26 protein-coding genes, 1 pseudogene and 1 other annotated feature are annotated in these 26,741 nt (G+C 54.0%); of the genes and pseudogenes, 11 read left to right on the forward strand and 16 right to left on the reverse strand.

Annotated elements, in window-relative coordinates; translation table 11 throughout:
* From pheT to FD737_RS21955, 8 genes are all read right to left on the reverse strand, one after another.
* Window positions 1-2,388, reverse strand: a complete 2,388-nt coding sequence (pheT, locus tag FD737_RS21920) for a phenylalanine--tRNA ligase subunit beta (protein ID WP_160834584.1) — start codon at window positions 2,386-2,388, stop codon at window positions 1-3.
* Window positions 2,389-2,402: 14 nt separating this feature from the next.
* Window positions 2,403-3,386 carry a phenylalanine--tRNA ligase subunit alpha gene (pheS, locus tag FD737_RS21925; RefSeq protein WP_034821723.1) on the reverse strand — a complete coding sequence of 328 codons (984 nt, stop codon included), beginning with the start codon at window positions 3,384-3,386 and terminating at the stop codon, window positions 2,403-2,405.
* Between the two features lie 71 nt (window positions 3,387-3,457).
* Window positions 3,458-3,583 (reverse strand) — a sequence feature (Phe leader region).
* Window positions 3,534-3,578: a pheST operon leader peptide PheM gene (pheM, locus tag FD737_RS21930; protein ID WP_160834596.1), complete on the reverse strand. Its 45-nt coding sequence runs from the start codon at window positions 3,576-3,578 to the stop codon at window positions 3,534-3,536. (Overlaps the previous feature by 45 nt.)
* 115 nt (window positions 3,584-3,698) lie before the next feature.
* Entirely contained in the window at window positions 3,699-4,055 is a 357-nt protein-coding gene (gene rplT, locus FD737_RS21935) for a 50S ribosomal protein L20 (RefSeq protein ID WP_007892678.1), read from the reverse strand.
* A gap of 82 nt (window positions 4,056-4,137) precedes the next feature.
* A complete protein-coding gene (gene rpmI / locus FD737_RS21940; protein WP_160834585.1) occupies window positions 4,138-4,335 on the reverse strand; it encodes a 50S ribosomal protein L35 in 198 nt (65 codons plus the stop codon).
* Window positions 4,336-4,434: 99 nt separating this feature from the next.
* Window positions 4,435-4,986 (reverse strand): translation initiation factor IF-3, encoded by a 552-nt coding sequence (infC, locus tag FD737_RS21945; RefSeq protein WP_034821726.1) that lies wholly within the window; start codon window positions 4,984-4,986, stop codon window positions 4,435-4,437.
* A gap of 4 nt (window positions 4,987-4,990) precedes the next feature.
* Complete coding sequence (thrS, locus tag FD737_RS21950; protein WP_038647340.1) at window positions 4,991-6,919, reverse strand: threonine--tRNA ligase; 1,929 nt, start codon at window positions 6,917-6,919, stop codon at window positions 4,991-4,993.
* Between the two features lie 244 nt (window positions 6,920-7,163).
* A complete protein-coding gene (locus FD737_RS21955; RefSeq protein ID WP_097119261.1) occupies window positions 7,164-7,925 on the reverse strand; it encodes a YdiY family protein in 762 nt (253 codons plus the stop codon).
* A gap of 332 nt (window positions 7,926-8,257) precedes the next feature.
* Here FD737_RS21955 and ghoS point away from each other — a divergent pair, with 332 nt between their 5' ends.
* Window positions 8,258-8,548 (forward strand): type V toxin-antitoxin system endoribonuclease antitoxin GhoS, encoded by a 291-nt coding sequence (gene ghoS / locus FD737_RS21960; RefSeq protein ID WP_097119260.1) that lies wholly within the window; start codon window positions 8,258-8,260, stop codon window positions 8,546-8,548.
* 89 nt (window positions 8,549-8,637) lie between these two features.
* A complete protein-coding gene (locus FD737_RS21965) occupies window positions 8,638-9,531 on the forward strand; it encodes a fructosamine kinase family protein (protein ID WP_097119259.1) in 894 nt (297 codons plus the stop codon).
* Window positions 9,532-9,535: 4 nt separating this feature from the next.
* Here the strand turns inward: FD737_RS21965 and FD737_RS21970 are convergent, their stop codons facing one another.
* The gene (locus tag FD737_RS21970) at window positions 9,536-10,072 is read right to left on the reverse strand and encodes a YniB family protein (RefSeq protein ID WP_160834586.1); all 537 of its coding nucleotides are present in this window, start codon (window positions 10,070-10,072) and stop codon (window positions 9,536-9,538) included.
* Between the two features lie 143 nt (window positions 10,073-10,215).
* On the opposite strand from FD737_RS21970, the gene hxpB reads away from it, so the two are divergent.
* The 6 genes from hxpB (at window position 10,216) to FD737_RS22000 (ending at window position 15,578) form a co-directional block, all read left to right on the forward strand.
* The gene (gene hxpB / locus FD737_RS21975; RefSeq protein WP_160834587.1) at window positions 10,216-10,884 is read left to right on the forward strand and encodes a hexitol phosphatase HxpB; all 669 of its coding nucleotides are present in this window, start codon (window positions 10,216-10,218) and stop codon (window positions 10,882-10,884) included.
* A 231-nt stretch (window positions 10,885-11,115) separates the two neighbouring features.
* The gene (gene kduI, locus FD737_RS21980; RefSeq protein WP_034821747.1) at window positions 11,116-11,952 is read left to right on the forward strand and encodes a 5-dehydro-4-deoxy-D-glucuronate isomerase; all 837 of its coding nucleotides are present in this window, start codon (window positions 11,116-11,118) and stop codon (window positions 11,950-11,952) included.
* A 12-nt stretch (window positions 11,953-11,964) separates the two neighbouring features.
* The gene (kduD, locus tag FD737_RS21985; protein WP_160834588.1) at window positions 11,965-12,726 is read left to right on the forward strand and encodes a 2-dehydro-3-deoxy-D-gluconate 5-dehydrogenase KduD; all 762 of its coding nucleotides are present in this window, start codon (window positions 11,965-11,967) and stop codon (window positions 12,724-12,726) included.
* 134 nt (window positions 12,727-12,860) lie between these two features.
* Window positions 12,861-13,451, forward strand: coding sequence for a metal-dependent hydrolase (locus FD737_RS21990; RefSeq protein ID WP_058959772.1), 591 nt, complete (start codon window positions 12,861-12,863; stop codon window positions 13,449-13,451).
* Between the two features lie 153 nt (window positions 13,452-13,604).
* Entirely contained in the window at window positions 13,605-14,996 is a 1,392-nt protein-coding gene (locus FD737_RS21995; protein ID WP_160834589.1) for an L-cystine transporter, read from the forward strand.
* Window positions 14,997-15,194: 198 nt separating this feature from the next.
* Window positions 15,195-15,578 (forward strand): DUF6515 family protein, encoded by a 384-nt coding sequence (locus FD737_RS22000; RefSeq protein WP_034821757.1) that lies wholly within the window; start codon window positions 15,195-15,197, stop codon window positions 15,576-15,578.
* 54 nt (window positions 15,579-15,632) lie between these two features.
* On the opposite strand, the gene osmE is transcribed toward FD737_RS22000, so the two are convergent.
* On the reverse strand, window positions 15,633-15,968 hold the full coding sequence (gene osmE / locus FD737_RS22005) for an osmotically-inducible lipoprotein OsmE (RefSeq protein WP_034821760.1): 336 nt from the start codon (window positions 15,966-15,968) through the stop codon (window positions 15,633-15,635).
* 190 nt (window positions 15,969-16,158) lie between these two features.
* Here osmE and FD737_RS22010 point away from each other — a divergent pair.
* From FD737_RS22010 to cho, 3 genes and pseudogenes are all read left to right on the forward strand, one after another.
* A pseudogene (locus FD737_RS22010) lies at window positions 16,159-17,354 on the forward strand (multidrug effflux MFS transporter).
* A gap of 117 nt (window positions 17,355-17,471) precedes the next feature.
* Window positions 17,472-18,299, forward strand: coding sequence for an ammonia-dependent NAD(+) synthetase (nadE, locus tag FD737_RS22015; protein WP_058959728.1), 828 nt, complete (start codon window positions 17,472-17,474; stop codon window positions 18,297-18,299).
* 112 nt (window positions 18,300-18,411) lie between these two features.
* Window positions 18,412-19,272, forward strand: coding sequence for an excinuclease Cho (gene cho / locus FD737_RS22020; RefSeq protein WP_097119253.1), 861 nt, complete (start codon window positions 18,412-18,414; stop codon window positions 19,270-19,272).
* A 78-nt stretch (window positions 19,273-19,350) separates the two neighbouring features.
* Here cho and spy read toward each other — a convergent pair whose 3' ends face one another.
* The 6 genes from spy to FD737_RS22050 all read right to left on the reverse strand — a co-directional run bounded on the left by spy (window position 19,351) and on the right by FD737_RS22050 (window position 26,207).
* Entirely contained in the window at window positions 19,351-19,848 is a 498-nt protein-coding gene (gene spy, locus FD737_RS22025; RefSeq protein ID WP_034821771.1) for an ATP-independent periplasmic protein-refolding chaperone Spy, read from the reverse strand.
* 280 nt (window positions 19,849-20,128) lie between these two features.
* On the reverse strand, window positions 20,129-21,124 hold the full coding sequence (gene astE / locus FD737_RS22030) for a succinylglutamate desuccinylase (protein WP_160834590.1): 996 nt from the start codon (window positions 21,122-21,124) through the stop codon (window positions 20,129-20,131).
* Window positions 21,125-21,167: 43 nt separating this feature from the next.
* Complete coding sequence (gene astB, locus FD737_RS22035) at window positions 21,168-22,496, reverse strand: N-succinylarginine dihydrolase (RefSeq protein ID WP_097119252.1); 1,329 nt, start codon at window positions 22,494-22,496, stop codon at window positions 21,168-21,170.
* The gene (astD, locus tag FD737_RS22040; protein ID WP_160834591.1) at window positions 22,496-23,962 is read right to left on the reverse strand and encodes a succinylglutamate-semialdehyde dehydrogenase; all 1,467 of its coding nucleotides are present in this window, start codon (window positions 23,960-23,962) and stop codon (window positions 22,496-22,498) included. The genes astB and astD overlap by 1 nt, the downstream gene beginning before the upstream one ends.
* Window positions 23,959-24,990 carry an arginine N-succinyltransferase gene (gene astA / locus FD737_RS22045; RefSeq protein WP_160834592.1) on the reverse strand — a complete coding sequence of 344 codons (1,032 nt, stop codon included), beginning with the start codon at window positions 24,988-24,990 and terminating at the stop codon, window positions 23,959-23,961. Before astA ends, astD begins: the two co-directional genes overlap by 4 nt.
* Window positions 24,987-26,207, reverse strand: a complete 1,221-nt coding sequence (locus FD737_RS22050) for an aspartate aminotransferase family protein (RefSeq protein ID WP_160834593.1) — start codon at window positions 26,205-26,207, stop codon at window positions 24,987-24,989. Before FD737_RS22050 ends, astA begins: the two co-directional genes overlap by 4 nt.
* Between the last annotated feature and the right edge of the window lie 534 nt (window positions 26,208-26,741).

Raw genomic sequence — 26,741 nt, forward strand, 5'->3', positions numbered from 1 at the left:
TCAATCCCTCAAGGTTGCCTGGAATCGCTCTTTTAATGCCGCAACGCATTTGGCAACGGTCGCGGCAATCTCCTCTTCTTCGAGTGTCCGGCTGGTATCTTGCAAAATCAGGCTAATCGCGAGGCTCTTTTCGCCCTCGTTCACGCCCTTACCACGGTACACGTCAAACAAGTTTACGCCAACTACCTGATTTACGCCAACTTTCTTACACTCCGCGATGATATCTGCTGCAGGCACGTTTTCAGCCACTACCACAGCGATATCACGACGGTTCGCCGGGAAGCGTGAAATCTCGCGCGCGTCAGGCAGGACGCGGTCTGCGACCTTATTCCAAAGCAGTTCAAACACTAAGGTGCGGCCGTTGAGATCCAGCTTACGTTCCAACTCCGGATGAACCACTCCGATAAATCCGATTCGTTCGCCGCGTAAATAAATTGCCGCGCTCTGTCCCGGATGCAGCGCCGGATTGACTTCTGCACGGAAAGAAATCTCATCGAGTTTACCGGTCAAATCCAGTAACGATTCTAAATCGCCTTTTAAATCATAGAAGTCAACTGTCTGACGCGCCAGATCCCAATGCTCTTCATAGCGATTACCGCTCAGAACGCCCGCCAGCATAAGATCCTGCCGGATACCGAGATCGGCCTGCGTATCAGGAACAAAGCGCAAACCGCTCTCAAACAGGCGCACACGGCCTTGCTGACGATTCTGGTTATACACCACCGCACCAAGCAGACCGGTCCACAGTGACAAGCGCATTGCCGACATATCGCTGGAAATCGGGCTTGGCAGGATCAGCGCTTCTTCACCCGGATGCAGCAGCTGCTGCACTTTCGGATCAACGAAGCTGTAGGTAATCGCTTCCTGATAGCCTTTATCGACGAGCAGGTTACGCGCACGCTTCAGCGACAGATCCGCTTCGCGATGCTTCGTCATAATCAGGCTGGCTTTCACCGGCACGTCTGGAATGTTGTTGTAGCCGTATACGCGGGCCACTTCCTCAACCAGATCTTCTTCAATCGCCATATCAAAACGCCAGCTTGGTGCAACGGCTGTCCACTCACCATTGCCTACGGTCACTTCGCAACCGAGACGCGTCAGGATATCGGTGACCTGCGCATCGGCGATCACGTGACCAATCAGGCGGTCCAGCTTTTCACGACGCAGGGTAATGGTGGCGCGCTCAGGCAGCTTGCTGGCGTCGGTTTGATCGATAACCGGACCCGCTTCACCGCCGCAAATTTCCTGCAGCAACTGGGTCGCACGCTCAATGGCTTTGAATTGCAGTGCCGGATCAACACCACGCTCGTAACGGTGTGACGCATCGGTATGCAGGCCCTGACGACGAGCACGGCCGGTGATCGCCAGCGGTTCAAAGAAGGCACACTCGAACAACACATTTTGGGTTTCTTCGTTCACACCAGAGTGCTCACCACCAAAAATGCCGCCCATCGCCAGCGCTTTCTGATGGTCAGCAATCACCAGCGTGTCGCTGCTGAGTTTCGCTTCGGTGCCATCCAGTAAGGTCAGGACTTCACCCTCTTCCGCCATGCGTACCACAATGCCGCCGTCAATGCGGTCGAGGTCAAAGGCGTGCATCGGCTGACCGAGTTCCAGCAGAACGTAGTTGGTGATATCCACCACCGGGTCGATAGAACGGATGCCGCAGCGACGCAGTTTTTCACGCATCCACAATGGCGTTGCCGCTTTCACATTGATGCCTTTTACAACGCGGCCCAGATAACGTGGGCAAGCGTCGGTGGCATCTACGCGAATCGGGAAGGTATCGGTAATGGTCGCTTTAACCGGCTCAATCGTTGGCTCGGTGAGCGGCAGACCGTTGACTACCGCCACATCGCGCGCAATACCAATAATACCGAGGCAATCGGCACGGTTTGGCGTTACGCTGATTTCGATGGTGTTGTCATCCAGCTGCAGATAGCTGCGGATGTCAGTGCCGATAGGCGCATCAGCAGGCAGTTCAATAATGCCGCTGTGATCGTCGGAAATACCCAGCTCAGAGAACGAGCACAGCATGCCTTCTGAAGGCTCACCGCGCAGTTTCGCGGCTTTGATTTTGAAGTCGCCTGGCAGTACAGCGCCGACGGTCGCCACCGCGACTTTCAGGCCCTGGCGGCAGTTTTGCGCGCCACAGACGATATCCAGCAGGCGCTCGCCGCCCACGTTGATTTTGGTCACGCGCAGTTTGTCTGCGTTCGGATGCTGGCCGCACTCCACCACTTCACCCACGACCACGCCATGGAACGCACCGGCGACCGGATCCACGCCGTCCACTTCCAGGCCGGCCATGGTGATTTGCTCAGACAGCGCAGCGCTGTCCAGGGCTGGATTTACCCATTCGCGTAACCAGAGTTCACTGAATTTCATTGGATAACCTGCCCTTATTTAAATTGTTTGAGGAAACGTAAATCATTTTCGAAGAAGGCGCGCAGATCGTTCACGCCATAACGCAGCATGGTGAGACGCTCCATTCCCATGCCGAAAGCGAAGCCAGAGTAGACTTCCGGGTCAATGCCCACATTGCGCAGTACGTTCGGATGCACCATGCCGCAGCCCAGCACTTCCAGCCACTTGCCGTTTTTACCCATCACATCCACTTCCGCGGAGGGTTCGGTGAACGGGAAGTAAGAAGGACGGAAGCGAATCTGCAGGTCTTCTTCAAAGAAGTTGTTCAGGAAATCGTGCAGCGTGCCTTTCAGGTTGGTGAAGCTGATGTCTTTATCGACAATCAGACCTTCCATCTGATGGAACATTGGGGTGTGGGTTTGATCGTAGTCGTTACGATACACGCGACCTGGCGCGATGATGCGGATCGGCGGCTGCTGGTTTTTCATGGTGCGGATCTGCACGCCAGACGTCTGGGTGCGCAGCAGACGGGTGGCATCGAACCAAAAGGTATCGTGGTCAGCACGCGCCGGATGGTGGCCAGGAATGTTGAGTGCGTCGAAGTTATGATAGTCATCTTCGATTTCCGGACCAGTGACCACCGCAAAGCCCAACTCGCCGAAGAAGTTTTCGATACGATCGATGGTGCGGGTCACCGGGTGCAAACCGCCGTTCTCAACGCGACGACCAGGCAGCGAGACATCAATGGTCTCTGCGGCGAGGCGCGCATTCAGCTCAGCGCTTTCCAGGGTGTCTTTACGTGCGTTAAGACGATCCTGCACCTGCTGCTTCGCTTCGTTAATCACCGCGCCTGCTGCCGGACGGTCTTCCGCTGGCAGTTCACGCAGGGTGGTCATTTGCAGCGTCAGATGCCCTTTCTTACCCAGGAATTCGACGCGCACGGCGTCCAGGGCGGCGATATCCGACGCCTCGTCGATAGCGGCCGTGGCACGGGCCACCAGGTCTGCGAGTTGGGACATGATTTCCTCTTCTTCCAGCCGGGCTGGTCAGTTCTTGTAAGGACCGTGAGATCCGATTAAGTGTCGCCAGAAACAAAAAAGCCTCCACGAGGGAGGCTTTCAGCGCGATTTTTCGTTTCTTTTCTTATGCGCAAAAGCCCCCGATTGTCAGGCGCTAAAGTAAAAAAAGAAACGGAAAAAAGCAGCGTGCATGCTTGCGTTACCTTGTCTTGATAGAAACCGCACTATTGAAAAGCCCAGCGGTTAAAATGTCAATCTTTTGCGTGAGTTGCAGGCAATAAAAAAGGGAGCAAGCTCCCTTTTTCATCTGACTTACGCCAGAGCTGATTTTGCTTTTTCGACCAGTGCCGTGAAGGTCACTTTGTCGAATACAGCGATGTCAGCCAGAATCTTACGGTCGATTTCAATAGAGGCTTTTTTCAGGCCATTGATGAAACGGCTGTAAGAGATACCGTTCTGACGGGCCGCAGCGTTGATACGCGCGATCCACAGCTGACGGAACTGACGCTTACGTTGACGACGGTCACGGTAAGCATACTGACCAGCTTTGATAACAGCCTGGAAAGCAACGCGGTAAACACGTGAACGTGCACCGTAGTAGCCTTTAGCTTGTTTTAAGATTTTCTTGTGACGTGCGCGAGCAATTACACCACGTTTTACGCGAGCCATGTTAGCTCTCCTATATCATATTCTGTGATGCCCTATTCCCTGCAGTACGCAAAGTGTTCAGGCAGATTTATAAAAAGTTTACTTATGCGTACGGCAGGCAGGCAACAACCAGACCCAGATCGCCTTTAGACACCATGCCTTTCGGACGCAGGTGACGTTTACGCTTGGTAGACTTCTTAGTCAGAATATGACGCAGGTTCGCGTGCTTACGCTTGAAGCCGCCAGAAGCGGTCTTCTTGAAGCGCTTAGCCGCGCCACGGACAGATTTAATCTTTGGCATTTTTACAAATATCCACTTCGCATTGTTAATAAAATGAATCAGACAGGCGAATAAGATTCCGCACAGCGCGAACGCTGCGCGGAATTATTACTTGAAGGCCTACTGTTTCTTCTTCGGTGCGAGCACCATGATCATCTGGCGGCCTTCGATCTTAGTCGGGAAGGACTCGACAATGGCCAGATCCAGATCTTCACACAGGTCTTTACGGACGCGGTTAAGCACTTCCATACCGATCTGCTGGTGCGCCATTTCACGACCACGGAAACGCAGCGTGATTTTGGCTTTATCGCCCTCTTCCAGAAAGCGAATCAGGTTGCGTAGTTTGACCTGATAGTCGCCATCATCGGTACCAGGACGGAATTTAATTTCCTTAACCTGGATAACTTTCTGCTTCTTCTTCTGTTCCTTAGAAGATTTACTCTTTTCATAAAGGAACTTGCCGTAATCCATAATACGGCAAACCGGCGGTTCGGCGTTCGGGCTGATTTCAACTAAATCTACGCCAGCTTCTTCGGCTTTCTCAATTGCTTCGCGCAATGTCACAATGCCAAGTTGCTCGCCGTCTACGCCAGTTAAGCGCACTTCGGTAGCACGGATTTCGCCGTTGATACGGTTCGGACGCGTCGGTTGTACTCGTTTTCCGCCTTTAATAACCTTATTCCTCTAATTGGTGAAGATGTCGGCTGCGAATCTCTTGTTGCAGCTTCTCAACAAACACATCTACGTCCATGCTCCCGAGGTCTTTACCACGGCGGGTGCGCACGGCAACTTTGCCTGCTTCCACCTCTTTCTCACCGCAAACCAGCATATAAGGGACGCGACGTAATGTGTGCTCGCGGATTTTAAAGCCTATCTTCTCGTTTCTCAAGTCTGCTTTGACACGAATGCCAGCTTTCTGCAATTTCTTTGTCAATTCACTGACATATTCTGCCTGACTGTCGGTAATATTCATCACCACAGCCTGCACGGGGGCCAGCCAGCTCGGGAAGAAGCCCGCGAACTCTTCGGTCAGGATGCCGATAAAGCGCTCCATTGAACCGAGAATCGCACGGTGAATCATTACCGGCGTCTGACGATCGTTGTTTTCGCCCACATAAGTGGCGTCCAAACGTTTTGGCAGGGAGAAGTCTAGCTGAACGGTGCCGCACTGCCATGCGCGGTCGAGGCAATCGTACAGGGTAAACTCAATTTTCGGGCCGTAGAAGGCACCCTCTCCCGGCTGATATTCGAACGGAATTTCGTTCTCCTTCAGCGCTTCTGCTAAATCCACTTCCGCACGGTCCCACATTTCATCGGTACCGATACGTTTCTCCGGACGGGTCGACAGTTTCACCACGATTTTTTCAAAACCGAAGGTGCTGTACATGTCGTACACCATACGAATACAGCTGTTCACTTCATCACGAACCTGATCTTCGGTACAGAAGACGTGCGCATCATCCTGGGTAAAACCACGGACGCGCATCAGGCCGTGCAATGCGCCTGATGGCTCATTACGGTGGCAGCTACCAAATTCAGCCATACGCAGCGGCAGGTCACGGTAGGATTTCAGACCCTGATTAAAGATCTGAACGTGGCCAGGGCAGTTCATTGGCTTGATGCAATATTCACGGTTCTCTGAAGAGGTGGTGAACATCGCTTCTTTGTAGTTTTCCCAGTGGCCGGTTTTTTCCCACAGCACACGGTCCATCATAAACGGACCTTTCACTTCCTGGTAATCGTACTCTTTCAGCTTGGTACGGACGAACACTTCCAGTTCACGGAAGATGGTCCAACCGTCGTTGTGCCAGAACACCATACCTGGCGCTTCTTCCTGCATATGGTACAGGTCGAGCTGCTTACCGATTTTACGGTGATCGCGCTTCGCCGCTTCTTCCAAACGCTGCAGATAGGCAGCCAGCTGCTTCTTGTCGCCCCACGCTGTACCGTAAATACGCTGCAGCATTTTGTTATCGCTGTTGCCGCGCCAGTAAGCACCGGAGATTTTCTGCAGTTTGAAGTGATGGCAGAAACGCATGTTCGGCACGTGCGGACCGCGGCACATGTCGATGTATTCTTCATGATGATACAAACCAGGTTGATCATCGTGGCTGATGTTTTCGTCAAGAATGGTGGTTTTGTAGCTTTCGCCACGCTCAGCAAACACATCACGTGCTTCCTGCCAGCTCACCTTCTTCTTCACCACATCGTAATTAGTCTCAGCCAGCTGGTGCATACGCTTTTCCAGCAGCTCAAGATCTTCCTGCGTCAGGGTGTGATCCAAATCGACGTCATAATAGAAGCCGTTATCGATCACCGGACCAATCGCCATTTTGGTATTCGGCCACAGTTGTTTAATCGCATGCCCTAACAGGTGCGCACAAGAGTGACGAATAATTTCCAGACCGGCTTCATCTTTGGCGGTGATAATTGCCACCTGAGCATCTTCGGTGATCGGATCAACCGCGTCCACCAGCTCGCCATTAACACGACCGGCAATACAGGCTTTCGCCAGGCCCGGTCCAATATCCAGAGCGATGTCCATCACGCTGACCGGACGGTCAAATACGCGCTGGCTGCCATCAGGAAGAGTAATTACTGGCATTTCATATCCTTAATTGCAGTGGTAAGCCACACGAAAGCCTACATGCAACATTGAGTTCTGTTTGAGTAACCCGGCGTAATGTCAGACCCACGTTGTCGGAATGACGCCAGGAATGTAAAGCGCCGGAGATAATAGCAGCTTTCTGCCGCGATCTAAACCCGCGAAAAATGCGCTAAGCCATCGACAGATAAAAAAAAACCGCTGCGCGGCGCTAGCCGGCAACGGTTTTTTCATCACGGCTCGCTTACATCGCGTAAGAAAGCTGGATGGTGGTTTTGGTGTCGGTACGATCCGGCGCAGACTCTGGCGGATTATTATTCCAGGTCACGTTGTAAGCCAGCTTCAACGCGAAGTGTTCGTTGATGGCCACCTGCAAGCCGGTTTCGGAGTTCAGCGTTGTATCTTCACCGAAGCTGCTCAACACGGAAACACCCTGGATGAATTTGGTCGTGTCAGTCAGTTGCCACTGGTAGCTCACAGCACCGTATCCCAGCGCCTTGGTTTCGTGACCACCTTCATGGAAATCATCGTAACGGACACCGGGACCGAATTCAGCTCGCAGCGAGTGCACAGGACCGTTCAGCAACTGGCGACCATAACCGGCAGTCAGAACATCGCGCGAATCATAACCGTTGAAACGGTCGCTCAACCAGCTCGCCTGACCGAACAGATAGTCCGCACTGTTCATATTGTAACGAGTACGACCACCGATGTTGTAAGTCTCTGAGGAACGCTCATCGTTGGATGAGTTGTTCGCGGCGTTGCCCCATAAGCTGTAAGCGGTGTTGGTCTGATACCACGTCATATTGGTTGAGGCGCTCAATGATGAACTGGTGGTATTCCCTGTCTGTGCCAAATAACCGGCTGACGCGCTGCCTTCAAACGGTTTTTTTGCCGTTGAAGGGTCATCCATAGAGGTAAAAACGGTGTTATCAGCAAATGCCTGGTGACAAAATGCTCCAGCAGAGAGCAATACAACAGCGGACAGCTTATTAAAGGCTTTCATTAAATGTGACCCGTACGGCAGTTTAAAAAAGAGTGAGTCTGAAGAGTTTTCCCGGCCAATCAATGCAATTTACGGTAAGTTTTGTAAAAAAGTATGAAGATGCCAGAAATGCCAGGTTCCGCGCTGGAACCGCATGGTTAATAGGAGCTTTCCCATTTCCGCTGCGCATTATAAGAGGCAATTAACCAAATAGCAGCCCAATTGATACAAGAATTTTCTGAAGCCAGTTGACGCAGATTTACGCTCCCTTTTCCCATCTGAATTGCGCAGAATTCGCTCTATCCGCAGCGCTGGTCTACGCTGAAATCTGTTCCATTACAATGAGGTGAATGATGAGTGACCACGACCTTAAACGTTACATTGTCACGCTAAGCTATTCCGATGAGAGCTTAGGCGATCTGCAATCCCTTAACAGCGTGATGGTCAGCGGCGGTTACACCACGACCTTGCATGATGATGAAGGTCATTCGCATGAGTTGGGAACCAACAGTTTTGGCATCATCAGTGCATTGGAACAACATGAGATCGCAGAACACGCCGCCGGGCTGGCGGATGTTGCCCTGCATCGTAAAGCGGAGGTGAAGATCACCACGCTGTCCGAATTTCTACAGTCAAAACCCTGACGCGCCACAAATAATCGCCTCACCACTGGTTTTGCTGAAGTTTTGAGCGCTACAATCAAACTTACGCAGCGAATAAAGAGGATTACCCAATGTGGTCAGCCATTAGTCGTCTGTTAAGCGAACACGCCGGTGAAGCTGAAATCACTGAACGTTACGAACTCCCTGGTGGCGATGTGCATCCTGCCTGGCGCCTCCGCTACGGCGATCTCGACGTTTTCGTTAAATGTAATACGCGCGATATGCTCACTCTGTTTAGCTGGGAAGCGGACCAGCTGGGCTTGCTGGCGCGGACACAGACGGTCCGGGTGCCTAAAGTATATGGCGTCGGGAATGACCGCGACAGCAGCTTTTTGCTGCTGGAATATATCCAGCCAGAGGCGCTAAACGAACAGAGCGCCTTCCAGCTTGGCCAGCAGTTGGCTCACCTCCATCAATGGAGCGAGCAACCGCAGTTTGGACTCGATTACGATAACAACATCACCACCTCCCCCCAGCCCAACAGTTGGCTACGACGCTGGTCGGTGTTCTTTGCTGAACAGCGTATTGGCTGGCAACTGCAACTGGCCGCTGAAAAAGGGGTGCAATACGGCAATACCGAATTGATCGTCGATTGCGTGCAACGCGCGCTGGCCAATCATCATCCTCAGCCTTCTCTACTTCACGGCGATTTATGGCCTGCTAACTGCGCGGATAGCAGCAGTGGGCCATGGCTGTTTGACCCCGCCTGCTATTGGGGCGACAGGGAGTGCGATCTCGCGATGTTGAATTACTACGTCGAATTGCCACGCCAGATTTACGAGGGATATCACTCGGTGTGGCCGCTGGCGGAAGGGTTTTCGCAGCGACAGCCCGTGTATCAGCTCTACTATTTGCTCAACCGCGCCAACGTGTTTGCCGGTAACTGGACAAACGCCGCACAATTCGCGATTGACCAGTTGTTAAATGAAGATGCATTGGGACAACGTCAGGCCAGGCCGGCCTGACGCCTTACAGCATGCCCAGTAATTTCAGGACAAAATAACCCGCAATAGCAATCACAATTGGCAGGATATAGAGCGGGAAAATTTGCAGCAAAATAGTATGTCGCGGGACATGGATCTTCTCTTCCAGCTGAGCACGTGTGCGCCCTTCAGCTCCTTTGGCTTGTTCAAGAATCAACTGATCTTCAATACCTTCCTTGATGTGACGCGACTGACGCCACATGCGCGCGCCTGACGCCTGCAGCGCAATGCCGACGAAAATCAGGATGTAGATGACCCAGAAGCCAATATTGGCACCGCCATGAAACTCCGGTATCGGTGAGTTTTGCCAAAACAGGTTCAAAAACGGCGTATTGAACTTGATCATGTCGACCATGACATGGACAAAATCAAGCATCACTGCATCAATGCCCGGCTGCTTTTCACTGTGTTTAAACATGAAGCCGAGAATTGAGATAATGGTGGATAGCAGCGCCGGAATAAAAATTACCCAGCCAGCCACTCGCTTAAGGATGGCGATGCGGCCAGCCTGTTGGTAAGTCATGGTGTCTCCCTTCACATACAATAGTTTTGCCCTAAGTCTACCTGCACTGCGGCTTTTTTTCCTGAAAAATGCGTAACCTGCCGTGAGTCGGATTTCCCGGCTGCGCATGATAAGGTAGGGCAAATTTCAAACGGAGCTGTTGTATGTCTTATCGTCGCCCGGTGTTGGCCGCTATTTTTGATATGGACGGATTGCTGATCGACTCTGAACCCTTGTGGGATCAGGCAGAACTGGATGTGTTTGCGAGTCTGGGTGTGGATATTACCCGCCGCCATGAACTGCCCGATACGCTGGGTTTGCGCATCGATCAAACCGTCCGTATGTGGTTTGAAGCTTTGCCGTGGAACGGCCCGGATCAGGCGGAAGTGACGCAACGTATCATTGCCCGCGCGCTGGCATTGGTTGAGGAGACGCGTCCATTACTGCCCGGCGTTGAACAGGCATTGCAACTTTGCCAGCAGCAGGGATTAAAAATCGCCCTCGCCTCTGCGTCACCGCTTTTTATGCTGGAGCGCGTGCTGGAGATGTTCGACCTGCGCAAATATTTCGACGCCATTGCTTCAGCCGAAAGCCTGCCGTACAGCAAACCTCATCCACAGGTCTATCTGGATGCGGCGACGAAGTTGGCGGTGGATCCGCTTAACTGTGTGACTCTGGAAGATTCGTTCAATGGCATGATCGCCACCAAAGCCGCGCGCATGCGTTCGATTGTGGTGCCAGCAGCCGAGTACGCGGATGATGCGCGTTGGGCGCTGGCCAATGTGAAGCTGGCGAGTTTGGCCGAGTTGAAAGCTGAGCATCTGTTCAATTAATTCTGATACACCTGTGCCGGGCCAGGACTCAGCCCCTCCATTCTCGTTGCCCATCTGTGGGCAACGCTTTGCATTGTTCCTGACACCCACTACGCCAATAACTGCGCGTATTTGATCACCCACACAATTAAATAAAACAACGTTTCATTTTTATTGAATTCACATCTCATCCTGCCTAAGATGCCCAAAGACCCGCTTCGGGACACTTCCTTCAACTTTGAGAGGTCTGAGATGGACGTTCGTCAAAGCATTCATACTGAGCATGCAAAAAATCTGGACACCGCCGGATTACGTCGCGAATTTTTGATCGAGAAAATTTTTGAGGCAGACCATTACACCCTCACTTACAGCCACATTGATCGCATCATCATTGGTGGTGTCATGCCAATCCAGCAGTCGGTGACGATCGGTGAAGAAGTCGGCAAACAACTGGGCGTGAGCTATTTTCTCGAACGCCGCGAACTGGGCGTGATCAATATTGGCGGGCCGGGCTTGATTGACGTCGATGGCAAAACCTGGGAGGTGGGCCATCAGGAGGCGCTGTATGTTGGCCAGGGAGCCAAAAGCGTGGTTTTCCGCAGCAGCAACGCCAACCTTCCAGCGAAGTTTTACTACAACAGCGCACCCGCACATACCCGTTATCCGGATAAAAAGATCACCCTGCAGGATGCAGTCAAAGCCACGTTAGGGGATGCCGCGACCTCAAACCGTCGCACCATTAATAAATTTATTGTGCCGGATGTGTTACCCACCTGCCAGCTCACCATGGGACTCACGCGTCTTGATGACGGCAATCTCTGGAACACCATGCCGTGCCACACCCATGAACGTCGTATGGAAGTGTACTTTTACTTTGATATGGCAGATGACAGCGCCGTTTTCCACATGATGGGCCAGCCGCAGGAAACGCGCCATTTGCTGGTGCACAACGAGCAGGCGGTGATTTCACCAAGCTGGTCAATTCATGCCGGAGTGGGCACACAGCGCTATACCTTTATCTGGGGCATGGTGGGCGAAAATCAGGTGTTCGATGACATGGACCACGTCAGCATCAGCGCGCTGCGCTAACAGGAGCGAAAGATGATCCTTAACGCATTTAATCTTGAAGGCAAAATTGCGCTGGTCACCGGCTGTAATACCGGTTTAGGTCAGGGGATGGCCTTAGGGTTGGCGCAAGCCGGCTGTGACATCATTGGCGTTAATCGTGCCGGTCCTGCCGATACACAGTCTAAAGTTGAAGCCCTGGGGCGCCGCTTTTGGTCGATTCAGGCCGATTTGACTCAGCCGAAAGGGGTGCCGCAGATTGTTGAACAAGCCGTGGCTCAGGCCGGACGTATCGATATTCTGGTGAATAACGCGGGCATCATCCGCCGTGAAGATGCACTCAACTTCAGCGAGCAGGACTGGGACGATGTCATGAACATCAACAGCAAAAGCCTGTTCTTCCTGTCTCAGCAGGTGGCGCGTCAGTTTATCGCTCAGGGCAACGGCGGCAAAATTATTAATATCGCCTCAATGCTCTCCTTTCAGGGCGGCATTCGCGTGCCCTCTTACACTGCGTCGAAAAGCGCGGTGATGGGTTTAACGCGGCTAATGGCAAATGAGTGGGCGAAACACGGCATTAACGTGAATGCCATCGCTCCTGGCTATATGGCGACCAATAATACCGAACAACTGCGTAATGATGAGTCGCGCAACGAAGAGATCCTTGGGCGCATCCCTGCCGGACGCTGGGGTGTTCCGGATGACATGATGGGTCCGATCGTGTTTCTGGCTTCTGACGCTGCAGATTATGTGCACGGCTTCACACTGGCCGTCGATGGTGGATGGTTAGCACGCTAACCTGTTCTTTTCCCGCGTCATTATGACGCGGGAAAGCGAAAAATATTAACGCTTCGTTACAGCGTCACCGTTCTATTTCACTGGATAAATCCCTATACTGGATGCATCGACAGTTTTTGCAGCCAGGTTTCATCATGACGGCCGAAGGCCATATCATTTTTGCCATTGCCAGCGCGATTTTTGCTAAGCGTGCGGAGCTGACGCCAGTCATGGCCAGCGCCGACTGGTGGCATCTCGTGCCTGCTGCACTGCTGACCTGTCTGCTGCCTGATATTGACCATCCTAAATCTGTGTTAGGCCAGCGCCTGAAATGGATCTCACAACCCATTGCGCGCGCCTTTGGTCATCGTGGATTTACCCACAGTTTGCTGGCGGTGGCGATAAGCCTGTGGCTATTCCAGATTAACGTTCCGGCGGACTGGTTCCTGCCTGCTGATGTTTTACAGGGGATGACGCTGGGTTATCTCAGTCACATCGTCGCCGACATGTTGACCCCCGCAGGCGTCCCCTTGCTGTGGCCGTGCCGCTGGCGTTTCCGTTTGCCGCTGCTCAATAGCCAGAAAGGCAATCAACTGGAGCGCGCACTTTGTCTCGCATTGGTCGGATATGCATTGTGGTTTCCCGCAGGTATGCCCTCTTTTGGTGCCAACGGTTGGCCCGAGCAACTGTTTAATACGCTGCAAAATGGTGTCGGTCGGCTAGTTAATGGCCAAAGTGGTCAATAACCAGGCAAATCAATCAATAAAGTTATAAACCATTCCTTTTGAGTATAAGCCTGCACTTTCCTGAACTGGTAACATTCCTGACATTCCCTGACGGGAACTTACTGTTTTCCGTGCCAGCCAAACGTGCTGCGCGGCACACCTCTGGAGTCGAGTATGGATTTTCCCCTCATTATTAATATCATCGCCTTCGTTGCGTTGCTGATTCTGTTGAATCGTATTGGCAACCAAAGCTGGAGCCTGTCGAAACGCGTGCTGACTGGCTTAGTGATTGGCGTGCTGTTCGGTCTGGCGCTGCAAACCATTTATGGCGAAAACAGCCCGGTGGTGAAGGATTCAATTAGCTGGTTCAACATTGTCGGCAACGGTTATGTCCAGTTGCTGCAGATGATTGTGATGCCGCTGGTGTTTGCGTCAATCCTGAGCGCTGTCGCGCGCCTGCATAATGCCTCTTCACTCGGCAAGATCAGCGTGCTGACCATTGGCGTATTGCTGTTCACCACCGCGATCTCCGCGTTGGTGGGTGTGATGGTCACCGGGCTGTTTGGCCTGAGCGCAGAAGGTCTGGTGCAGGGTGCGCAGGAAACCGCACGTCTGAGCGCGATCCAGAGCAACTATGTAGGCAAGGTTGCCGATCTCAGCACGCCGCAGCTGCTGCTCTCCTTTATCCCGAAAAATCCGTTTGCCGATATGGCGGGTGCTAACCCCACCTCGATCATCAGCGTGGTGATCTTCGCTGCCTTCCTCGGCGTGGCTGCATTGCAGTTGCTGAAGGATGACAAAGTCAAAGGCGAGCGCGTACTGGTGGCAATTGATACGCTGCAGTCCTGGGTGATGAAACTGGTGCGTTTGATCATGAAGCTGACGCCGTACGGTGTGCTGGCGCTGATGACCAAAGTGGTGGCGGGTTCTAACCTGCAGGACATCATCAAGCTGGGTGGTTTTGTGGTGGCCTCTTATCTCGGTCTGGCGATCATGTTTGGTGTGCACGCCCTGCTGCTGTCAGTGAACGGCATCAACCCGATGCGCTTCTTCCGCAAAGTATGGCCGGTGATCACCTTCGCTTTCACCAGCCGTTCCAGTGCGGCCAGCATTCCGCTGAACGTCGAAACGCAGACGCGCCGTCTTGGTGTGCCCGAATCGATTGCCAGCTTCTCGGCTTCCTTCGGTGCCACCATTGGTCAGAACGGTTGCGCCGGTTTGTACCCGACCATGCTGGCGGTGATGGTTGCACCAACGGTCGGCATCAACCCGTTTGATCCGATGTGGATTGCGACGCTGGTCGGTATCGTTACGCTGAGCTCAGCCGGTGTTGCCGGGGTCGGCGGCGGTGCCACCTTCGCAGCGCTGATTGTGCTGCCTGCGATGGGCTTACCGGTGACCCTGGTTGCGCTGCTGATTTCCATTGAGCCGCTGATCGACATGGGCCGTACCGCATTGAACGTCAATGGTTCGATGACGGCCGGTTCACTCACCAGCCGCTGGCTCGGTTTGACCGATAAAAGAGTGCTGGAAAGCGACGAGCACGCTGAACTGGCGCATCGCTAATTCCGACGCAGCAGAACAACGGCAGGCCTCATCGCCTGCCGTTTTTTTATGGCTGAAACTCCGCAATTCCCCCCGATCGTGGCGCTAGCGTCAGGAAAGCGTTAAGCATGGTAAACAGACGAAAAATCAGCCACTTTTCACTTGAGTTTTGTCGTCAGAAGGCTAATTCTGCTATCAGTCATAGCAGGAGAATCACCGATGAAAAACGTTATCGCCTCGGTGCTGGCGTTAACCTTATTAACGCCCGCCATTAGTTTTGCCCACCCTTACGGATGGGGCCCCGGCCCAGGTCCACATTGGGGGGGTGGCCCACGTTGGGGCGGTCCTGGTCCGCTGCGCTTCTTACCTGAGGCGGCGACAGCGGTGCTGATAGGCGGTCTCACTTATTACATGCTGAATGGCAACTACTACCAGCGTCAGGGTGATACCTACGTGGTGGTTCAGGCGCCTGAAGCGCCGCCAGAAGGCGGGATGCGCGTGCTCGATTTCAACGGAAAACGCTATTACGTGCAGGAAGGTCACTACTATCAGCGTGAGATGGGCGGCAATTACGTTGAAGTGCCCCGCCCGTACGGACTGTAAGCGTAAAACGAAAAAAGGCCCGTCATTGACGGGCCTTTTTGCATTCGGCAAGAATTACTGAGCAGCTTGCGGATCGGTATCGTAGTCTTTACAGCTCTGGAAACCGTAGTTCATGACACGGCCCACATCGTTGTAACTGACAAAGTAGGTCTGTGCTTTACCATCACGCTCGCCAATCACGTAAGTCTGGCAAGTACCACGGGCGTGTACCATGGTGATTTCAGTTGATGGAGCACCCGCAATCTGGCGAACCTGATCGCGCGTCATTCCTTTTTTCACATCCTTAACCACCGGCTTAGTCACATAGCTTTCCGCTTTGTCATAAGTCGTACAACCTGACAGAGCTACCAGCGTCACAGCGGCAGCGATACATCCCAGCACTTTATTCATCTTTATATTCCTCATTCTTTGTCCATGTCACACTAAGCCTGGAACATAAATCCAGATTAATCAAATCAATGGCAATGTTTTAGGCAATTTCTGAAACGTTAGTTTTTCGTAAAGTTGCTGTGTTGCCGCTTCACGCTTCGTATAATCCCCCGGCAAAAAAATCTCAAGACATCAAGAAAACAGAGGATCAATGACACCTGCACACTCTAATCGGCTGGTTTACGCCATTACGCTGGGCCTGCTCGCGGCACTTGGACCGCTCTGTATCGACTTGTACTTGCCCGCCTTACCTGAACTGGCGCGCGATCTGCATACCGAAACCGCCACCGCGCAGTTAAGTTTGACCGCAGGATTACTGGGCCTCGGCGCTGGACAATTGCTGTTTGGCCCGATGAGCGACAAGTTTGGCCGTATCCGCCCGTTGTTACTGTCGCTGGTGCTGTTATTTATCGCGTCGGTTGGGTGCGCGCTGGCAAAAGACATTCACTCTCTGTTGGTAGCGCGTCTGTTTGAAGGGAAGGTCTGGCGGGCGCAGGCGGTGCGGTATTATCACGCGCTATCGCTCGTGATATGTACAGCGGCCATGAACTGACTCGCTTCTTTGCCCTGCTGATGCTGGTGAATGGCCTTGCGCCAATTGGTGCACCGGTGCTCGGCGGTGTGTTAATGACGGTGCTGAACTGGCGCGGCATTTTTGTGGTGCTCGGTTGTATCGCTGTACTGCTGATCTTCCTTGCGCGCTGGAAACTGCATGAAACGCTGCCCGCCGAACGTCGCAGCCAGGGCTCAATCTTTTCCGCCTGGGCAGCGCTCGGCCAGGTGATCACTCATCGTCCCTTCATGGGCTTCTGCCTGACGCAGGGCTTTATGATGTCCGGCATGTTTGCCTACATTGGCGCTTCCCCGTTTGTATTACAGCAAATCTATGGCCTGTCGCCGCAGGCGTTTAGCTTCTGCTTCGCCGCCAATGGCTTCGGCCTGATTATTGCATCTCAAACCAGTGCACGCTTGTGCCCGCTGTGGGGTGAATATCGCGTGCTGAAAGGTGGACTGACGCTGGCATTCGTGGCGTCAGGTTGCTTGCTATTAGCTGGCCTGACCGGTGCACCATTGCCAATCATTCTGCTGGCACTGTTCTTCACCATCGCCAGTAACGGTGTGATTGCCACCACGGGTTCGTCATTGGCGATGCAAAGTCAGGGACATCGTGCAGGCAGCGCCTCGGCAGTGATTGGCGTCACCATGTTCACGCTTGGCGCAATTGCCGTGCCGGTGACCGGATTGGGCGGCACCTCGGTGGCGAGCATGACGGGCACTATCTTTGGCTGCTTTATGCTGGCAATTTTGATGTTCATCCTGTTGGCGCAAAAACCGAAAAGCGCCTGAAAAGCCTGCAAATAAGTGCGACAACAAGCCATGCGGCTTGTTGTTTGCCAGCGGAGGCGTTAGCTTTAGCAGATGATTCGTATTGTGCCGTCAGGCTACTGACTTGAGGAGAGGTTCATGTCACTGCAGCAGGAAATCATTGAAGCGTTGGGTGTTAAACCCGTTATCGATCCGCAACAGGAAGTCCGCGTCAGCGTCGATTTTCTGAAATCCTACCTGAAAGCCAATCCATTCCTGAAAACCCTGGTGCTCGGCATCAGCGGCGGACAGGACTCCACGCTAACCGGCATTCTGTCACAAACCGCCATTCGCGAGTTACGTGAAGAGACCGGCGACAAAGATTACACCTTTATTGCGGTACGTCTGCCGTATGGCGTGCAGGCCGATGAGCAGGATTGTCAGGATGCGCTGGCATTTATCCAGCCGGATCGCACCCTGGTCGTGAATATCAAGGAAGCGATTCTCGCCAGCGAGCGCGCGTTGAAAGAGGCGGGCATCGTGGTTTCCGATTTCGTGCGCGGCAACGAAAAAGCGCGTGAGCGTATGAAGGCACAATACAGCATCGCCGGCATGACCAAAGGCGTGGTGGTGGGCACCGACCATGCGGCCGAAGCCGTGACCGGTTTCTTCACCAAATACGGTGACGGCGGCAGCGATATCAACCCGATTTTCCGCCTGCACAAAGGTCAGGGAAAACAGCTGTTAAAAACCCTTGGCTGCCCGGAACACTTGTATCTGAAGCATCCTACTGCCGACCTGGAAGACGATCGTCCTGGCTTGCAGGACGAAGTGGCACTCGGCGTCACCTATCAACAGATTGACGCTTATCTGGAAGGCAAAACCATCGATGCCGCCGCCGCGAAGATCATTGAAGGCTGGTATCTGAAAACCGAACACAAACGTCGTCCGCCGATCACCGTGTTCGACGACTTCTGGAAAAAGTAACCGCTCTACGTTTCCCGCCGCTGTCGCGGGAAACGCCCTCCTCCTGCCGCTGACTGGCGAGAAAAGCATCACGCTGATATACTGGACAGACAACCAGTAATCGGAGTGTGTTTTGGTCAGACGTGCAGCCAGCCACCGCCTCGAATTTGATGCGGCCGCGATTTATCAATATCCCGAACATTTACGCCAATGGCTGGAAGGTTTGCCCAATCAGCCTGGCGTTTACACCTTTCACGGTGACAGCGCTAACCTGCCGTTATATATCGGCAAAAGCGTCAACCTGCGCAGTCGGGTGATGTCGCATTTTCGCACCCCGGATGAAGCCAACATGTTGCGTCAGGCGCGACGCGTCACCTGGATCCCCACCGCGGGCGATCTTGGCGCGCAATTGCTGGAAGCGCAGATGATCAAAACGCAGCAGCCGCTGTTTAATAAGCGCCTGCGCAAAAATCGTCAGCTCTGTTCGTTGCAGCTTGGCGATGGCGCTCCACAGGTGGTGTACGCCAAAGATCTCGACTTCTCGTGTTCACCGAATCTCTATGGCTTATTTCGCAGCCGCTTTGCAGCCATGGAAAAACTCAAGACGATTGCCGATGAACAGCGCCTGTGTCATGGATTGCTGGGATTGGAGCGGTTAACGCCGGGACGCGGCTGTTTTCGCGCCGCGCTAAAACGCTGTGCCGGGGCGTGTTGCGGTAACGAATCCTTTGAAGCCCATCAGCAACGTTTGCATCAGGCATTGGAAAAGATGCGCGTGGTGTGCTGGCCGTGGCAAGGCCCGGTTGGCATGGTGGAAGTAGGAACGGCGATGACGCAGATTCACGTTATCGATCACTGGTTCTGGCTGGGATCTGTTGCTACCGAAGCCGAAGCCCGTCAATTGCAGCGCGCACGCCAGGGTTTTGATCATGACGGCTATAAAATTTTGTGCCGCCCGCTGCTGTCCGGGGTTTTCCCGCTGATTGAACTCTAAAACAAAACCGCCGACGCTGCCCAAAGCATCAGATGCAGTGGACAACGTCGGCGGTCTCAAACCGATTAGCTAAACGGCTTATTCACCATCAGCCGGCGGTGGCGGCATTTTACCGTCATGCGGGCCTTTCTCTGTCAGACGTTTCTCAAAGTTGGCGTTGTACTGTTTTTTCTGCTCAGGCGTCAGAACGTTGTAAATCTTGTTCTGTGTTTCCATCATGCTCACCGCACGATCTTTCGCGTTGGCGGTCATTTTCTCAGCCTGCGCTTCGGCTTTCGCTTTATCGAAAGTATCTGAAGCGATGATGCTGTGGTTGGCACGACGCTCTTCCAGAGATGGACGTTTCATCTCTTTATGGCTGTCACGCATGATGGTCTTGATCTGCGCTTTCTGCGCATCCGTTAAATTCAGGCCTTTGAACATCATCTCCATACCGTGATGATGCATTGGCGGCTTGTGCATCGGTTTTTCGCTACCTGCTGGCGGTGGTGTCAGATTGTCCGCTGCAGCGTGGACGATGTTGGCAGCACCAAGAGCCATTGCAGTAGCCAGGAACAGGGAAGTGAGTTTACGCATAATATTTGTCCTTACTATTCAGTTTCATGACGACAAGGTGTGTCGCGTCTTCGGAAACAAGCATACGACGCCAAACGTCAACTACTCAGAGTCTGAGTAAAGCCCTGAAAGCATAAAAGACAGTAATCAGGCAATCATGGAGAGAAAGAGAAGAAATGCGTGAGGAATTGCAAAAGAGTATGACAATCAAACGGAAATGCGCAGGAATTAAGGAGGAGTGTAACGGTATTGTCGGATTTGCGGAAGGGAAAAATGGGTGAATTTTCTTCACCCACCTTATTTATAATGTCAGTGCCTGCGTTTGCTCGTTTTCTTCCACCAGCATCAGGCCAGCACGCAGTCCTGCGGCAACATTTGGGTTGGGAAACAGCACATATTCGCGCGCCTGTTGCACGTAATAGCGCTTCTCGCCCTCTTCTGCCAGCAACGTGCCCTGCGGGAAGGCGGTAAAGTTCAGGGTCTCTGGCCCCATGTGCAGCACAAACGCGTCGCCGTGGCGGGTAATCTGCTGCGCCACGCGATAGTGGCGGGGTTGTTCCCGCACCTCTGGCAGTGGCTCACCGTACAACAATGCCGCCAGCGCCAGCTGCACGGCCGCAAACTGGCTGAGATCATTTTCACCAAACGGCAGCGCTTTACCCAGCTCCAGCGTGCAACTGGCCGCATCGTGATGTTCACAGCTGTAATGGGTAAAGGTGCCGCCTGGGGAACGATGAAACACCAGCGCTTCCAGCTCAGCCGCCGCCAGCCAGTGCAGGAAATCCTGCGGCCACGGCTGAGGATTCAGCGGCATCACGCCGAAACGCGCATGGTATGAGCCGCGAATTGCGGTATGCAGATCGAGATGCCAGCGCACTTCATGATTGCGACACTCGCGCCAGAACTGTTCCAGCGCCTGCTCCAGCCGCAGCGTGCGTTGAGCTTCAGGCAAATCGGAGACCTTCTGCCAGCGCCCTCCGAACAAACGGTTAATGTCATATTGCTGATAGCGCTTGCCGCTACGTAGCGCATCGGGATTGCCCAATATCACCAGCAAGCGCACCGCTAACGGTTGTTCTCCGCGTAGCAGTGGCGTCAGCAACAGGTTAAGAATCTCAACCGGGGCCGTTTCGTTGCCGTGGACGCCCGCTGACAGTACCAGCGCCTGATGCGTCGGTGCATGGGGGGTCAGGGATAGAATGCCCTCATCATGCCACTGCCACTGTAAATGGGCATTGCTGCCCTGCCGCTGCTGCGGCGGCTTACCTGACAGGGTTTGTTGTAGAAAATCCTGCATGTACACTCCTTTTCAACTCAGAAGCTTCACTTACCCTCTGAGGTTAACGCTGAAATGCGTAGACACTGCCTAAGTCTAGCAGCTGTGTCAGCTCATCCAGCGCGGTGCGTCCTTCACGCAGTAATTGCGGATCGGCCAAATCGGCTTGCGTGAGGCGATCGCGGTAGTGGCGATCCACCCAGCTGTTCAGGGTGTTGAACAGGCGATCATTCATCAATACCGCTGGATTCAGGGCCTGACGCTCTGCTTCATTCAGTACCACGCGCAAACGCAGACAGGCTGGTCCGCCGCCGTTACACATGCTCTCACGCAGATCGAACACCGTGAGTTCGCGAATTGGCCCGCCGCTCTCCACCAGCCCGGTCAAATAGCGCCATACGCCGGCGTGCTGGCGTGACTCTTCTGGCAGCACCAGTCGCATGCCACCTTCAGGATGCTGCAACAGTTGGCTGTTAAACAGATAGGTATTCACCGCGTCGGCTACTGACACTTTATCGCGCGGCACCACAATCGGCTGGAAACCGGGCACCCGCGCAGCCAGCTGTTGTAATAACGCCGGCTGATCGACAAACGCCTCTTCATGGCAGAACAGCACCTGCTGGTTGCTGACGGCGATGACATCGTTGTGGAATACGCCCTGATCGATCACCAGCGGGTTTTGCTGAGCAAACAGCGTGCGATCGTCGTCGAGCTGATGCAGGCGCGCCACCGCGGCACTGGCTTCCCGCGTCTGACGTGCCGGATAACGTGCCGGTGCAGCACCCTGCTGTTGACCATCACGACCATAAACAAACAGCTGAACACCCGCATCGCCGTAGTCCGCACCAAAGCGGTTATGGTTGGCGGCACCTTCATCGCCAAACAGCGCCACCTGTGGCAAAGCATCATGCACGCTGAAATGTTGTGGATCGCGGAAAATGGCGCGCAGCAAGTCGGCGGTTTCCGGCGCTTCGATGGCACGGTGGAATTTATTGTTGAGGTTAGCCACGGTGAAGTGCACGCGGCCATCGGCGCTATCAGCCGAAGGCGATACGGTGGCAGCATTCGCCACCCACATTGCCGAGGCAGAACTGGCAGCAGACAACAGCTGCGGCGCCTGCTGAGCCGCTTTCGCCAGTACCTGTTCGTCCGAGCCAGCAAAACCGAGCTGGCGCAGTAGCGGGATATTCGGCCGCTCATGCGGCGGGATCACCCCTTGCACGTAGCCCATGTCCGCCAGCGCCTTCATTTTCAACAGGCCCTGCTTTGCGGCCAGGCGCGGGTTTGAAGGCTGCAGCTGATTGCGCGTCGACGCTTCATTACCGAAAGAGAGCCCGGCGTAATGGTGCGTCAGGCCGACCAGTCCATCAAAATTGGCTTCAAACGCTTTCATTATTCAGCTCCTTCCGCGGAGAAATCGAGTCCCGGCGATAAGCTGCCCGGTAAGGCCAGGCTTGGGCTCTCCAAAGATGCCATCGGCCACGCGCAGTAATCCGCAGCATACCAGGCACTGGCGCGATGGTTACCGGACGCACCCACACCGCCAAACGGCGCTGAACTGGCGGCACCGGTTAACGGTTTGTTCCAGTTAACAATGCCGGCACGCGCTTCCAGCAGCAGCTGATCGAACTGCGCACGCTGCGGAGAGATCAAGCCGCAGGACAAACCGTAACGCGTCTGGTTAGCGATACGAATTGCCTGATCGTACTCGTCGTAACGGATCACCTGCAGCAGCGGACCAAACACCTCTTCGTCAGGCAGTTTCGCCACGTCGGTCATCTCAATGATGCCTGGAGTGATAATGGCGCTGTCGCGGTCGGGCCAGTGCATCGCTAGCAACACCTTACCGCCCAGATCGATACGCTGCTGCCAGGCTGCGTAAATATGTCCGGCGGCGGCAGGTGAAATCACGCTGCCCATAAAGGGTTGCGGTTCAGCATTCCATGCACCAGGTTGCAGACGTCCGGCCACTTCCACCAAACGCTGCAGGAAGGCATCGCCTGCTGCTCCGCTTTTCACCAGCAGACGACGTGCACAGGTGCAGCGCTGCCCGGCGGTAATAAAGGCAGACTGAATCGCGATGTGTACTGCACCATCAAGGTCTGAAGGATCTTCAACAATCAGCGCATTGTTACCCCCCATCTCCAGCGCCAGCATTTTCTCAGGCTGACCGGCAAACTGGCGATGCAGGTGATAGCCTGTTGCGGCGCTGCCGGTAAACAGCAGACCATCGATTTGTGGCTCATGCGCCAGTGCCTGACCGGTTTCGCGCGCGCCCTGCAACAGCGCTATCACGCCCGCTGGCAGTCCCGCCTGCTCCCACAGCTCAATGGTTTTCTCTGCTGTCATCGGCGTGAGTTCACTTGGCTTAAATACCACGCAGTTACCCGCCAACAGCGCAGGAACGATATGACCGTTCGGCAGATGACCAGGGAAATTGTAAGGACCAAACACGGCAAGCACGCCATGCGGGCGATGGCGTAGCGAACTTTCGCCGTCGGCCTGCTCTCCGGTACGCGTGTGGTAGGCTTTCACCGAGATGGCGATTTTGTTGATCATTGCCTGCACTTCGGTCAGGGTTTCCCAGCGCGGCTTACCGGTTTCTTTGGCGATGGTCTCTGCCAGTGCAGTTTTGTGGCTCTCGAGTAATGCGGCGAAGGCTTCCACTACCGCCTGACGCTCCGCAAACGGCTTGCGTGCCCACGCGGGAAAGGCCGCGCGTGCCGCTTCACAAGCCGCCGCCACTTGCGCACCTGTCGCTGCCCGACCCTGCCACAATGTTTCACCGTTCACCGGGTTTTGTTTGGTTAACGCTTCCGCGCCGCCTGTCAGCCATTGACCATTAATGAAGTGCGTCATGCTTTTTTCTCCTCGCGGCACAGCGTGACCACACGCAATGCATCGCCATAATCGCAGCGCAACGCCGTGCGCTGATGTTCATTGATGCGGACTTTTCCGCTCGCCATATCGACAGGCAGCAGCGCCACACGGAAATGCTGGTAATCACCGTTGGCGACCAGACACAGCGGCCAGCTTTCGTCCGCTTCCCCGGCTTCGGCCTGAAGCAAATGGCTTTTACGAATGGCGCGAATGCGATCAATCTCGCACTCCAGCGTTGGGCCGCCGTCGAAGATGTCGACGTAATTGAGATAACGAAACCCTTCGGCTTCCAGCACGGCGCGCGCGGGGGCCGTTTTCGGATGCACTTCACCAATCACCTTCTGCGCCGCTTCGCTGAGATAGTGGATATACAGCGGATGCTTTGGCATCAGCTCGGCAATAAAGGCTTTCTGCCCGGTGCCGCTGAGGAAATCGGCCTCACGAAACTCCATGGAGAAGAAACGGCTACCGACGCTGTCCCAGAACGGGGAATGACCGCTGTCATCGCTGACTCCGCGCATCTCCGCCACCACATGCTTCATAAAGCGGTCGCGGAAATTTGCCATAAACAGGAAACGGGATTTCGACAGCAGATGGCCATTTTTGCCATCACGATAATCGGGATCGAGGAACAGGGTGCACAGCTCGCTGCTGCCGGTGTGATCGTTACTTAACGACAGTGTTGGCAAGCTGGCATAAACGTTTAACTCTTTCGAAGCGTGCACCTGGGTGCCCACACGGAAGTTGTACCACGGGTCTTGCAGGCCCACGGCCACCTCAATGGCACAGATGCCGACAGCGCGATTGTCTTCGCTGTCGGCCAGCACAAATACATAGCCTTGTTCAGCACGCGATAACGCGCCCTGCCAGGTGAGCAGAGAACGCTCGATTCGCGCTTTCAGTGTATCGCTATCGGCGGGCAGCGAAGTTAAGCCGCCCCCGGTTTTGCCCGCCAGCGACAGCAACTGCGCAAGGTCGTCACGTTCGACGGGGCGAATCACCATCATGATGCAGCTCCTGTGAGCACACGAGCGCAGGCACGTTCAAAGCGCGCCAGTCCCTCTTTCACTTCCGCTTCGCTGATATTCAGCGCTGGCGCGAAACGCACCACGTTAGCACCGGCAATCAGCACCATGACACCTTCTTCAGCCGCCGCCAGGTTGAATTGCTTCGCTTTCCCGGCAAAATCTTCATTCAGCACGGCTCCAATCAACAGCCCAAGACCACGAACTTCTCTAAAAATCGGCAGGCGCTGATTCATCTCCTGCAAAGCATCGACAAACCACTGGTGGCGCTGCGCCACGCCCGCCATAAAATCGGGTTGGTTTATCAACTCCATCACTTTACCGGCGACGGCACCCGCCAGCGGGTTACCGCCGTAGGTGGTGCCATGGGTACCCACGCCCATCACCAGCGCCAGATCTTCGCGCGTCAGCATCGCGCCAACCGGGAAGCCGCCACCGAGCGCTTTGGCGGTGGTCAGGACGTCCGGCGTCACGCCATAATGCATGTAAGCATACAGCGAGCCGGTACGACCCACGCCGCTCTGTACTTCATCGAATATCAGGGTCGCCTGATGTTTATCGCACAGTTCACGCAGGCCGCGCAGGAAAGCAGGATCGGCAGGCAAGACACCGCCTTCGCCCTGAATCGGTTCAACAATCACGGCACAGGTCTGGTCATTGATCAGTGCTGCCGCAGGGGCGAGGTCGTTGAAGTTGGCGTGCTGAATCGCCGGAGGCAGCGGTGCAAAATCACGTGAGTAAGCCGGTTGTCCACCCGCTGAAACAGTAAACAGCGTGCGTCCGTGGAAAGCATTATTGAAGGCTACAATGCCGTTTTTCTCTGCGCCAAAACGATCGTGCGCCACTTTACGGGCCAGCTTCAGTGCAGCCTCATTAGCTTCCGCCCCGGAGTTACAGAAGAACACGCGATCGGCGAAGGTGGCGTCAATCAGCTGTTTAGCCAGACGTAAAATAGGTTCGTTAGTATAGCCATTGCCGGTGTGCCACAGCTTACTCGCCTGCTCGGTCAGTGCCTGTTGCAAAGCCGGGTGTGCATGTCCCAAAGCATTCACCGCGATGCCGCCTGCAAAGTCGATGTAATCCTTACCTTGCTGATCCCAAAGGGTTGAGCCTTCAGCACGCACCGGTACGAAAGCCGCGGGGGCGTATACCGGCATCATCCATTGATCAAAATCGTGACGTGAAACCTGCAGTGACATAGCCATTTCTCCTGCTCCACCTGAGTGAAGCTATTGTTTTAAAATTGTTAAAATCTGATGTGTCGCAGCACTACTGTAGAGTGCAGTAAGCGTGCCAGCTAGCGGAAAAAATGCATAAACGGGTTTGGGTAACGCAATATCAATGAGTTACACCAGATCGCTATTCACATAAAATGCATAAAAAGTGAATATCAGTCTGATGAAGATGGGAGAGCAGCAATTTATTTAGCAGATTTATGCATTCACAAAATGAAATAGCGCTTTTGTGATCGCACAGGGAATATTTCGCCAAAATGTCGCGGCTGTCGCCCTGTTTTAGGGCAATTTGTGCATTTATGGTGCGCAAGTGTGCAGGAAGTGTGCAGCCAAATGGGCAAGTAAAGGCAGGGCCGATTCGCCGCTAATTAACAATCTCGTTGCATATTTGGCTGTATTTTGAACAGCCATTTAATTAAACGTGAGTTAAACGATATTTAGTGACTAAGGTTATTATCAGAACAGAAATAAAAGGATACAAACACATTAACCAGATAA

The organism is Pantoea sp. Seng (assembly GCF_009829935.1).
Classification (GTDB): domain Bacteria; phylum Pseudomonadota; class Gammaproteobacteria; order Enterobacterales; family Enterobacteriaceae; genus Pantoea; species Pantoea communis.